We start from the raw sequence: 10,130 nt of genomic DNA on the forward strand, positions 1-10,130 counted from the left end.
CCGGCCGGCACCCCGCCTGACGGCACGGCACCGGAACGCCGGGCGGGGCGCCCTCCCGCAGGAGGAACGCCCCGCCCGGCCGAACTCCGCCGCTACTGCCTCGCCCCCGCGGCCTCGACCGGCCGCACCGCCAGCGCGAAGCGTCCCGGCACCGCCGTGGCCGCCAGGGCCAGCAGCCCGGCCGCGCCCAGGACGACCGCGTACACCAGCGGCAGCACGGCGGGTGCCGCGCTCCCGGTCATCCCGACGCTGAAGGCGGTCAGGACGGCGAGGGAGGTGCCGCTGCCCAGGACCACGCCCATCAGCAGGACGGCGAGGGCCTCCAGCCGCAGCATCCGCAGCACCTGGCGGCGGGTGGCACCGGTCAGCCGGAGCAGCGCGAACTCCCGGACCCGCTCCGCGGTGGACATCGCGAGGGTGTTGACCACGGAGACGGCGGTGAAGGCCAGCACCAGGCCCATCGCGATGAGGTTCACCTCGGCGTTCGCCTGCTGGCGCTCGGCCCGGGCCGCGTCGGCCGCGGAGGGGGCGAGGAGCGCTGTGCCGGGGAAGCGGGCGACGGCGGCGGTGAGGCGGTCGCGGGGGGTGCCGGGGGCGGTGGCGACGTACACCGCGCGGGCGAGGGGGTTGTCCACGTGGGCCGCGACCAGGTCGTGGGCGAGGGTGAGGTCCCCGAAGCCGAGGCCACGGGCGTAGACGGCGGTCACGGTGACGGCGGCCGGAGTGCCGTCCCCGAGATGGAGGGTGAGGGTGCTGCCGGGGCGCAGGTCCAGCGCCTCGGCGGCGAGTTCGCTGACCGCCGCGCTGCGCGGGCCGAAACCGTCGAGCGTGCCCCGGGTGACCTGGGGGTCCCAGGTGCGGGTGAGTCCGGCCGGGGTGACGCCCTGGGCCGCGTACTTGGTCAGCCCGACCCGTACCTGGGTGGTGACGACCTCGGTCGCGGCGGTGACGCCCGGGGTCCTGCGGAGCTTCGCCGCGGCTTCCCCCGGTACGCCCGGGCCCTGCGCGGCCAGGATCCAGTCCGCGCGGATGCCCTCGCGGGCCTGGGCCCGGGCCGCGTTGCCGAGGGTGGGCTGGCTGAAGAGCACGGTGCACGTCATGCCGACCAGCAGGGCGAGGGGGGCGACGGCGGAGGCCATCCGGGTGGCGTTGCCGCGCAGGTTGGCGGTGGCGAGGCGGCCGTTGGGGCCGGCCAGGCGGAGCGGGCCGGCGAGCAGGGCGGTGGCCCCCTTCACCAGGAGCGGGCCGAGCAGCGAGACCGCGCCGGCGAGGACCACGATGGCGAGGAAGGTGACCGGGGTCGAGGCGGGCTCGGTGCGCAGCGCGCTGAGCAGGGCGATCAGTACGACGCCGGCGGCGGCCAGCACGAGTCCGGCGGCGATCCGGGCCCAGGCCGGGCGGGAGCGCTCGACGGCGGCCTCGGCCAGCGCCTCGGCGGGGCGGATCCGGGCGATGCGGCGGGCGGTGATGCGGGCGGCGGCCCGGGCTCCGACGAGGGTGACGGCGACGGCCGCGAGCATGGGGAGGATGCCCGCGGAGCGCTCCAGGGCTGCGGGCACGACACCGGCGTCGACGAACCGGCCGTGCAGGTACGCGGCGAGGGGCAGGCCCACGAGGGCGCCGAGCGCGCCGCCGGCCAGACCGACGATCAGGGCCTCCGCGCCGAGCAGCCGGCGGAGCTGCCGGGGGGTGGCGGCGATGGCGCGGAGCAGGGCGAGTTCGCGGTGGCGCTGCTGGACGGCGAGGGCGAAGGTGCCGACGGCCACGAGGATCGCGACCAGCAGCGAGGTGCCGATCATCGAGCCGCCGATGGAGACGAGCTTGATGCGGGCCCCGGCCGCGTCGAGGAACTCGACGGGCCCGCGGTCGGCCCCGCTGGTGACCTGGGCGGTGGTGCCGTGGAGGGCACGGGTGACGGCGGCGTCGAGCGTCGCGGGGCCGGTTCCGGGGGCGGGCAGCACGCCGATGGCGGTGTAGCGGCCGTCGGGGCGGGCGGCGAGGCGGCGGGCCTCGGCGCTGCTGAAGAAGAGGGAGGTCTGGTGCCGGAGGTCCCCGTCGGCGGCGGTGGCGATGCCGGTCACGGTGTACGTGCGGGGGGAGGCGGTGGCCTGGACGGTGAGCGGGGAGCCGGGGCGCAGGCCGGCACTGCGGGCCAGGGCGCGGTCGACGACGACCTCGGTGGCGGTGCGGGGGGCGCGGCCCGCGGCCAGGGTGAAGGGGGTCAGGGCGGCGGATTCCCAGGAGTGCCCGTACGAGGGGAGGCCGCCCGGGGCCTTCGTCAGCGGGACGGCCTGGAAGGTGAGTTCGGGGACGGCCCGCGCGACGCCGGGGACGGCGCGGACCCGGTCGAGGGTCCCGGCGGGGAGCCAGGCCCGCTCCGGGACGGGCTTGGCCTTGTGCTTGTACTTCTTCTCGCCGTCGCCCTTGTCCTTGACCGTGGTCCGGTGGACGTTCTGGTCGGCGGAGACGACCACCGGGGCGCCGGCGTAGCGCTCGGTGGCGATCGTGCCGCGTAGTCCGGTCTCCAGCAGGGAGCCGCACGCGGTGATCAGGGCCGCCGCGCAGAGGAAGGCGACGAAGGCGCCGAGGAACCCTGCTTTGCGGTCCCTGACGGTCTGGAGGGCGAAACGCAGCATCATGCGGCCAAGCCTGCTGGCCGGGGGTGCCCCGGGGCACTGGAGTGCCCCGGCGTCCCGTCGGGGGGCTAGCCCCACCCCCCTTCCGGGGGGAGGCGCCGCCACCGGCGGTCAGCCGAAGCCGTACCCCAGGTCCTCGGTGTCCTCGCCCTCTTCCTCGAGGGCGCGGCGGACCACCCGCAGGGCCATGCCCTCGGGGTAGCCCTTGCGGGCGAGCATGCCGGCGAGGCGCCGGATCCGCTTGTCGCGCTCGAGTCCGCGGGTGGAACGGAGCTTGCGCGCGACGAGTTCGCGGGCGGTCTCCTCCTCCTGGTCCGAATCGAGGCGCTCCATCGCCTCGTCGATCAGGGTGGATTCGACGCCCTTGGTGCGGAGCTCGCGGGCGAGCGCCCGGCGGGCGAGACCCCGGCTGTGGTGCCGGGACTCCACCCAGGCGCCCGCGAACGCGGCGTCGTCGATGAGGCCCACCTCTTCGAAGCGGGAGAGGACCTCCTCCGAGACCTCCTCGGGGATGCCCCGCTTGCGCAGGGCGTCCCCGAGCTGGCGGCGGGTGCGCGGACTTCCGGTGAGCAGCCGCAGGCAGATCGCCCGGGCCTGCTCCTCGGGGCTCTGTCGCTCCGGAGCCTCGTCCGTCCCGCCGGGCGGCGGCCCCTGCCCGGCCCTCGACGGGCCGGGACCGCTGCCGTCCTCGGGTGCTGGGACCATCACGGTCAGCTCTTGGCCGTGGTGGCCTTGGTCGCCTTGGCCTTGCTCGCGGGCGCGGGCACGGACTTGGCGTCGTCGGTGGAGACGGTGGCCGCGTCGGGTCCGGGCTCGGCGTCGGCCGTCTTGCGGACGCCCACGCCAAGCTTCTCCTTGATCTTCTTCTCGATCTCGTTGGCGAGGTCGGGGTTGTCCTTCAGGAAGTTGCGGGCGTTCTCCTTGCCCTGGCCGAGCTGGTCGCCCTCGTACGTGTACCAGGCGCCGGCCTTGCGGACGAAGCCGTGCTCCACGCCCATATCGATCAGGCCGCCCTCGCGGCTGATGCCCTGGCCGTAGAGGATGTCGAACTCGGCCTGCTTGAACGGCGGGGCGACCTTGTTCTTGACGACCTTGCAGCGGGTGCGGTTGCCGACCGCCTCGGTGCCGTCCTTGAGGGTCTCGATGCGGCGGATGTCGATGCGCACGGAGGCGTAGAACTTCAGCGCGCGGCCACCGGTCGTGGTCTCCGGCGAGCCGAACATGACGCCGATCTTCTCGCGGAGCTGGTTGATGAAGATCGCGGTGGTCTTGGACTGGTTCAGCGCGCTGGTGATCTTCCGGAGCGCCTGGCTCATCAGTCGGGCCTGGAGACCCACGTGGGAGTCGCCCATCTCGCCCTCGATCTCCGCACGCGGCACGAGGGCTGCCACGGAGTCGATCACGATGAGGTCGAGGGCGCCGGAGCGGACCAGCATGTCCACGATCTCCAGGGCCTGCTCACCGGTGTCGGGCTGGGACAGGATGAGGTTGTCCGTGTCGACGCCGAGCGCCTTGGCGTACTCGGGGTCGAGGGCGTGCTCGGCGTCCACGAACGCGACCGTGCCGCCGGCCCGCTGCGCGTTGGCCACCGCGTGCAGGGTCAGCGTGGTCTTGCCGGAGGACTCCGGTCCGTAGATCTCGACGACACGGCCGCGCGGCAGGCCGCCGACGCCGAGCGCGACGTCCAGAGCGGTCGACCCGGTGGGGATGACCTCGATGGGGTCGTTCGGCCGGTCGCCGAGGCGCATCACGGCGCCCTTGCCGAATTGTCGTTCAATCTGCGCGAGCGCGGCGTCGAGCGCCTTCTCGCGGTCGGTGCCTGCCATGGGTTCCACCCGGGTTGCTTGAGTCGATCGCTTCACGTCAAAGACGCTAACGCCTGCCACTGACAATGCGCCTCCACGCCCCTTCCGGCTGTGGATAACCGGAGAAAACCCCTGCAATCACACGGCCAGGTTCTCCATCAGAATGGATGTTCGAATTCCGTGTCAAGCGCGCCACGCCCACCCGGCCCGCCGCCCCGCCCCCGCCGCCCGGGGCGGGCGCGACGGAGGCTACGGTGCGGCCATGAGCGAGCGCGAGCACGTGGCGGACGGGGAAGCCGGAGAACCCACTGAAGCCGCGGAAGCCGGGCCTCCGCTCGTGCGCGAGGTCCACCCGGACCTCGTCGCCGAGCTGGTCGCCCTGCTGGAGGCGGAGGGCGAGCGGGACCTGGCCGTCTGCGTCCGGGACGTCCGGCTGTACGAGCGCTGCCCGTGCACGGACGACTTCTGCCAGAGCTTCCGCACCGCCCCGGGCCCCGACGGCCCGTACGGCCCCGGCCACCGCTGCCTGCCCCTCCTCGCCGAGCAGGGGATGCTGAACCTGGACGTGGTGCAGGGCCGGATCGTCTACGTCGAGGTGATCGACCACGCACCGCTGCGGGACCACCGGCTGCCCGCGGACCCGGACGGAGCCGGGTCCTCCGGCCTAGGCTGACCGGCATGGAGCAGCTGGACGGTGTGGAGATCATCGCCTTCGCGGACGGCACGGCCTTCGAGACCTGGCTGGCGGCCGGGCACCACACGCGCGCCGAGGGCGTGTGGATCAGGATGGCCAAGAAGGGCTCGGGCATCCCGTCGGTGACCTCCGACGAGCTGGTGGACATCGGCCTCTGCTTCGGCTGGATCTCGGGGCAGCGCCGCTCGCTGGACGACCGCCACTACCTGCAGAAGTACGTGCCGCGCAGGCCCCGCAGCCTCTGGTCGCGGGTGAACGTGGAGAAGGTCGAGCGGCTCACCGCCGCCGGGCGGATGCGCGAGCCCGGGCTCACCGAGGTCCGCAGGGCCCGGGAGGACGGCCGGTGGGACGCGGCGTACGCCCCGCAGACGGCGGCGGAGGTGCCGCCGGAGCTGACGGCCGCGCTCGACGCGGACCCCACCGCCCGGGCCGCCTTCGAGGCGCTCGACAGGACCGCCCGCTACCAGCTGGTCCTGCCCCTGCTCCAGGCCCTCACCCCGCGGTCCCGCAGCTCCCGGCTCGACCGGGTCCTGCGCACCCTCGCGGAGGCCGCCGCCGGGCCGGACGGCCGGCCCTAGCACCCCGGTCCCGGCCCCCGCCGGGTCCGGGGCGGGGACGGGCCTGGGCCGGGGACGGGCCTGGGCCGGGCCGGGGCAGGGCCGGGCCTGGCCTGGAGCCGGCCGCCTCAGACCCGCGGGTCCGCCGTCACCTCGTACCGCTTCACGTACGCCCCCAGGAACGCCTGCAGCGTCGCCACCGCCGGGATCGCGATCAGCGCGCCGACCGCCCCCAGCAGCGCCGTCCCCGCGATCACCGAGCCGAAGGCCACCGCCGGATGGATGTCGACGGTCTTCGAGGTCAGCTTCGGCTGCAGCATGTAGTTCTCGAACTGCTGGTAGACCACCACGAAGCCCAGCACGTACACCGCGTACCAGGGGTTGACCGTGAAGGCGATCAGCATCGGCAGCGCGCCCGCCAGATAGGTGCCGATGGTCGGGATGAACTGGGAGACCAGCCCGACCCACACCGCGAGCGCGGGCGCGTACGGCACCCCGAGCACGAACAGCACGATGTAGTGCGCGACCCCGGACACCAGGGCCATCAGCCCGCGCGAGTAGAGGTAGCCGCCGGTCTTCGCGACGGCGATCTCCCAGGCCCGCAGCACCTCGGCCTGCCGCGCCGGGGGCAGCACGGAGCACAGCGCGCGCCGCAGCCGGGGGCCGTCGGCGGCGAAGTAGAACGCGAACAGGGCGATGGTCAGCAGCTTGAACAGCCCGCCCAGCACGGTCGCGGACACGTCGAGCACGCCGGACGCGCTGTTCTGCACGTACTTCTGGAGCGAGTCCGAGTGCAGCAGGCTGTCCTGGATCGCGAGCCGCGACAGGTCGGTGTGGAAGGTCTGGTTGATCGAGTCGATCAGCGAGTCCAGGTACTGCGGGAACCTCTCCACCATGTCGACGATCTGCCCGGCGAGCATCGAGCCGAGCAGGGCCATGAAGCCCAGCGCGAAGACCAGCACACCGAGGAAGACCAGGAAGGTCGCCACCCCGCGGCGCATCCCGCGGGCCGCCATCCGGCTCACCGCGGGCTCGACGGCCAGGGCGAGGAAGAAGGCGATCAGGATGTTCAGCAGCAGCCCGATCAGCTGGTGGAAGGCCCAGCTGCCGAGCTGGAAGCAGGCGTACAGGGCGAGTACGAGGACCACCGCGCGCGGCAGCCAGCGCGGCATCCGCGCAGGTGGCTGACGGAAGGCGGTACCGGGCCCGGCCGGCGGCTCCGCGCCCGCGCCGTGCGCCGCTCCGCCGCCACCGGCCCGCGCACCCTCGTGCCCGCCCGGCCCCTCCCCCTCCTGGCCGGAGCCGCCGGGCGGCGCGGCCGCCGGGGACGGCACGGAACGGGCCGACGGCTCCGGTTCGCGCGAGGGCGACGGGACGGAGCCCGGGGGCACGGAGGCGCCCCGGGGGTGCTCGGGCTGGTCGGTCTCATGGGTGGCTGCCACCCGGCAAGTGTCCCGTATGCGTCGCCCGTCCGGCCCTCGGCGCTTGTCACCCGGTACGTCAGCGCTTGTCGCCCGGTACGTCCATGGCCGAACACACCGCGCGCCACACGTCCTTGGTCTCCCAGCCCGCGTCGAGGGCCTGGTGGACGGTACGGCCGCCCAGCTCGGCCATCACGTGGTCCCGAGCGAACGAGTCGGCATAGGCGGGACCGAAGTGTTCGGCCATCCGCTCCCAGAAAATCGTCAACCGCATGCCCCCAGTATCCCGCCCCCCGGGTGGACCGGTTCGTTCGTCCCCGTCCGGGGCCGGAATCCGCCCTACGTTGGGGGACATGCCTGGTGACGATGCATCCCCCCTGGCCCGTGCCGAGCGGTTCGTCTGGCTCACCGCCCGGGTCCTGGAACAGCGGCGGTTCGCCTACCACTTCCTCGGCGGCGCCGCCGATCCCGTGGACGCAGCCCTCGGCCCCTACCTCAACCCCGACGGCGGCTACGGCCACGCCCTCGACCCCGACCTCCGCGGCCCCGACAGCCAGCCCCTGCACACCGCCCACGCGCTGCGCGTCCTCGACGCCCTCGGGCGCTGCGCCGGGCAGCGCATCGAGCGGCTGTGCCGCCACCTGACGCAGGTCTCCACAGCGGACGGCGCCCTGCCGGTGCTGCGGCCGGGCCCGCGGAACTACCCCGGGGCGCCCTACCACCCGGTCGTGGACGACCCGCCGAGCGAGCTGCTCACCACGGGCCCCGTGGTCGGCGTACTGCACCGCAACCGCGTCTGGCACGCCTGGCTGTTCCGCGCCACCGACTACTGCTGGGACCGCATCGAGACGCTGCGGCACTCACACCCGTACGAGATCCAGGCCGCGGTGGAGTTCCTGGACGGCGCCCCGGACCGCTCACGGGCGCAGGCTGCGGCGGACCGGCTCGGCCGGCTGGTGCGGGAGGCGCGGCTGGTCGTACTCGACCCCGGGCAGCGGGACGGCTACCCGGTGGCGGCGGGGTACGCGCCCGGGGAACGCCTCTTGCCGCACGACCTCGCGCGGCGGCCGGAGTCGCTGGCGCGCGGCTGGTTCACGGACGAGGAGCTGGCCCGATCGCTGGACTTCCTCGCCGCGGAGCAGCAGGAGGACGGCGGCTGGCCGGTGCGCCGGCGCGCCTGGGCGCCGGGCAGCAGCCTGGAGCGGCGCCCGATCGCGACGATCGAGGCGCTGCTCACGCTGCGGGCCCACGGGCGGCAGATCGGCGCCGGGCCGGTCAGCCGCCCAGCGCCCGTACGCCCGCGGTGACGAGCACGGCTGCGGCCACGACCAGCAGGAAGGGCGCCCGCAGCAGCAGCGCGACCCCGGCGGCGGCCAGACCTGCGGCGCGGGCGTCGAGCACCAGGGCGTGACCGGTGCTGAAGGTCTGCTGGGCGGTGAGGGCGGCCAGCAGGGCGACCGGCAGCAGGGCCGAGAGCCGGCGGACGGCGGGCCGCTCCAGCGCGCCCGCGGGAACCAGCAGACCGGCCAGCTTGAGCAGGTAGCACCCGACGGCGGTTGCGGCGATGGCGATCCAGACGTTCATCGGTCCTCGTCCTTCTCGTGTACGGAATCCAGCTCCCGGCGCTCGCGCCGCGCGGCCTCCCTGCCCTTGACGTACAGCACGGCGGGGGCGGCGAGGGCCGCGACCAGCACGGGCACGCCGGCGGGCAGGAACGGCAGGAAGCCGAGGCCCAGCACGAGCGCGAGGGCTGCCACGGCCCGCTCGGTGGCGGTACGGAGCATGGGGGCGAGCAGCGCCAGGAAGACCGCCGGCCCGGCGGCGTCGAGCCCCCACGCGTTGGTGTCGCCGATGGCCTCGGCGCCGAGGGCACCGAGCAGGGTGGTGAGGTTCCACAGCAGGTACAGGGTGAGCCCGGTGACGGTGAACCCGAGGCGCGCGTTGCGGCGGTCCGCCTGGGCCAGGGAGACGGCGGCCGTCTCGTCGATCACCCAGTGGGCGGCGAGGGGCCGGACGGCGCGGGGCAGCGCGAGCAGCTGGGACAGGCGCAGGCCGTAGAAGGCGTTGCGGGTGCCGAGGAAGAAGGCGCCGGCGGCGGCCGTCAGGGGGTTGCCTCCGGCCGCGAGTGCGCCGACGAGCGCGAACTGCGAGGCGCCGGTGAAGACGAGGAGGCTGAGGGCGCAGGCCTGGGCCACGGTGAGCCCGGCCCCGGCGGCGGTGACGCCGAAGGCGAACCCGGAGAGGCCCACGGCCACCCCGACGCCGAGCGCGTCCCGGACCACGGCCCCCCGAGGCCGCCCGCCCCCGTCCCCGGAAGCCGTGTGCGGTGGTGCTGCTGCTGTCTGTTCCACCCACCGCACGCTACGGCGCCCCCGACCCCGGGTCTTGTACGTTCTTGCGCCCCCGGGGCTGCTGGTGGCGGGTGGCGGGCAGCCCCCCGGTGCCGCCAAGCCGCCGGCCACCATCTGCCCAAGACACGGCCCGGCCCCGACCGAAGTTGCACTCAATCGACACTGGGGCGGGGTCAGGACGAGACCGCTTCCGTCCGGGCGCGCGTCCGAGACCCGGCCCGGCTTCCAGCCCCAGCGGACCGTGCGTCGCGCGACGGCGGGAGCACGTGGCGATCGTGGGCGGCTTGTGTCCGGCCCAGCGGGCCGTGGGTCGCGCGACGGCGTAGGGCGCGGCGATCGTGGGCGGCTCTTGTCCAGCCCCAGCGGGCCGTGGGTCGCGTGGCGGTCGAAGCGCGTAGCGATCTGTGGCGGCTTATGAACGGGCACGGACGGCCCGGAGGCCGCTATGCCAAGTAGTGGGCCTACGGACGGTGGTGCGCGCCCCGTGGGGCGGCGGGGTGGGCGGGAGCGTTGGTGGCCGGAGGTCGTGCTGCCGTCTGGTGGGATGGCTCCTCCCCCGACGCCGGGCAAAGGCTCTGAGTGTGGTGGGTGGCTTGTGTTCCTCCGGGGCGTTTTTCGGGGGTTGTCCGCCGAGGGATTTTGCCTTCCGGACCGGGGTGGGCGGTC

General features: G+C 74.6%; 8 protein-coding genes and 2 pseudogenes. 3 read left to right on the forward strand and 7 right to left on the reverse strand.

From position 1 onward, the window contains the following. Positions 1-92: 92 nt before the first annotated feature. From ACIQUQ_RS23935 to recA, 3 genes and pseudogenes are all read right to left on the reverse strand, one after another. On the reverse strand, positions 93-2,639 hold the full coding sequence (locus tag ACIQUQ_RS23935; protein ID WP_403979199.1) for an FtsX-like permease family protein: 2,547 nt from the start codon (positions 2,637-2,639) through the stop codon (positions 93-95). A 108-nt stretch (positions 2,640-2,747) separates the two neighbouring features. Further along, positions 2,748-3,416: pseudogene (recX, locus tag ACIQUQ_RS23940) on the reverse strand (recombination regulator RecX); the annotation flags it as partial. Beyond that, positions 3,347-4,462, reverse strand: a complete 1,116-nt coding sequence (gene recA / locus ACIQUQ_RS23945; protein ID WP_399958530.1) for a recombinase RecA — start codon at positions 4,460-4,462, stop codon at positions 3,347-3,349. The pseudogene recX and the gene recA, both read right to left, overlap by 70 nt. Positions 4,463-4,703: 241 nt before the next feature. Here recA and ACIQUQ_RS23950 point away from each other — a divergent pair, with 241 nt between their 5' ends. Further along, positions 4,704-5,114, forward strand: a complete 411-nt coding sequence (locus tag ACIQUQ_RS23950; protein ID WP_403979203.1) for a hypothetical protein — start codon at positions 4,704-4,706, stop codon at positions 5,112-5,114. A 5-nt stretch (positions 5,115-5,119) separates the two neighbouring features. Further along, positions 5,120-5,713 (forward strand): YdeI family protein, encoded by a 594-nt coding sequence (locus tag ACIQUQ_RS23955; protein ID WP_403979206.1) that lies wholly within the window; start codon positions 5,120-5,122, stop codon positions 5,711-5,713. Here ACIQUQ_RS23955 and ACIQUQ_RS23960 read toward each other — a convergent pair. After that, a pseudogene (locus ACIQUQ_RS23960) lies at positions 5,710-6,864 on the reverse strand (AI-2E family transporter). The gene ACIQUQ_RS23955 and the pseudogene ACIQUQ_RS23960 sit on opposite strands and share 4 nt — an antisense overlap. A gap of 328 nt (positions 6,865-7,192) precedes the next feature. Next, entirely contained in the window at positions 7,193-7,387 is a 195-nt protein-coding gene (locus ACIQUQ_RS23965) for a DUF3046 domain-containing protein (RefSeq protein WP_399958538.1), read from the reverse strand. Between the two features lie 79 nt (positions 7,388-7,466). On the opposite strand from ACIQUQ_RS23965, the gene ACIQUQ_RS23970 reads away from it, so the two are divergent. Then, positions 7,467-8,420: a hypothetical protein gene (locus tag ACIQUQ_RS23970; protein ID WP_403979209.1), complete on the forward strand. Its 954-nt coding sequence runs from the start codon at positions 7,467-7,469 to the stop codon at positions 8,418-8,420. Here the strand turns inward: ACIQUQ_RS23970 and ACIQUQ_RS23975 are convergent. Together ACIQUQ_RS23975 and ACIQUQ_RS23980 are read right to left on the reverse strand one after the other, a co-directional pair. Next, complete coding sequence (locus tag ACIQUQ_RS23975) at positions 8,389-8,697, reverse strand: AzlD domain-containing protein (protein ID WP_399958544.1); 309 nt, start codon at positions 8,695-8,697, stop codon at positions 8,389-8,391. The two genes, ACIQUQ_RS23970 and ACIQUQ_RS23975, sit on opposite strands and share 32 nt — an antisense overlap. Then, positions 8,694-9,578 (reverse strand): AzlC family ABC transporter permease, encoded by an 885-nt coding sequence (locus tag ACIQUQ_RS23980; protein WP_403979213.1) that lies wholly within the window; start codon positions 9,576-9,578, stop codon positions 8,694-8,696. The genes ACIQUQ_RS23975 and ACIQUQ_RS23980 overlap by 4 nt, the downstream gene beginning before the upstream one ends. Positions 9,579-10,130 lie beyond the last annotated feature (552 nt).

The organism is Streptomyces sp. NPDC101118, from assembly GCF_044759445.1.
Taxonomy (GTDB): Bacteria; Actinomycetota; Actinomycetes; order Streptomycetales; family Streptomycetaceae; genus Streptomyces.

What these genes read in the sequence shown, in the direction of transcription:
- ACIQUQ_RS23935 (WP_403979199.1), bottom strand. Translation starts at nt 2,639, where the DNA reads ATGATGCTGCGTTTCGCCCTCCAGACCGTCAGGGACCGCAAAGCAGGG.
- recA (WP_399958530.1), bottom strand. Translation starts at nt 4,462, where the DNA reads ATGGCAGGCACCGACCGCGAGAAGGCGCTCGACGCCGCGCTCGCGCAG.
- ACIQUQ_RS23950 (WP_403979203.1), top strand. Translation starts at nt 4,704, where the DNA reads ATGAGCGAGCGCGAGCACGTGGCGGACGGGGAAGCCGGAGAACCCACT.
- ACIQUQ_RS23955 (WP_403979206.1), top strand. Translation starts at nt 5,120, where the DNA reads ATGGAGCAGCTGGACGGTGTGGAGATCATCGCCTTCGCGGACGGCACG.
- ACIQUQ_RS23965 (WP_399958538.1), bottom strand. Translation starts at nt 7,387, where the DNA reads ATGCGGTTGACGATTTTCTGGGAGCGGATGGCCGAACACTTCGGTCCC.
- ACIQUQ_RS23970 (WP_403979209.1), top strand. Translation starts at nt 7,467, where the DNA reads ATGCCTGGTGACGATGCATCCCCCCTGGCCCGTGCCGAGCGGTTCGTC.
- ACIQUQ_RS23975 (WP_399958544.1), bottom strand. Translation starts at nt 8,697, where the DNA reads ATGAACGTCTGGATCGCCATCGCCGCAACCGCCGTCGGGTGCTACCTG.
- ACIQUQ_RS23980 (WP_403979213.1), bottom strand. Translation starts at nt 9,578, where the DNA reads ATGGTGGCCGGCGGCTTGGCGGCACCGGGGGGCTGCCCGCCACCCGCC.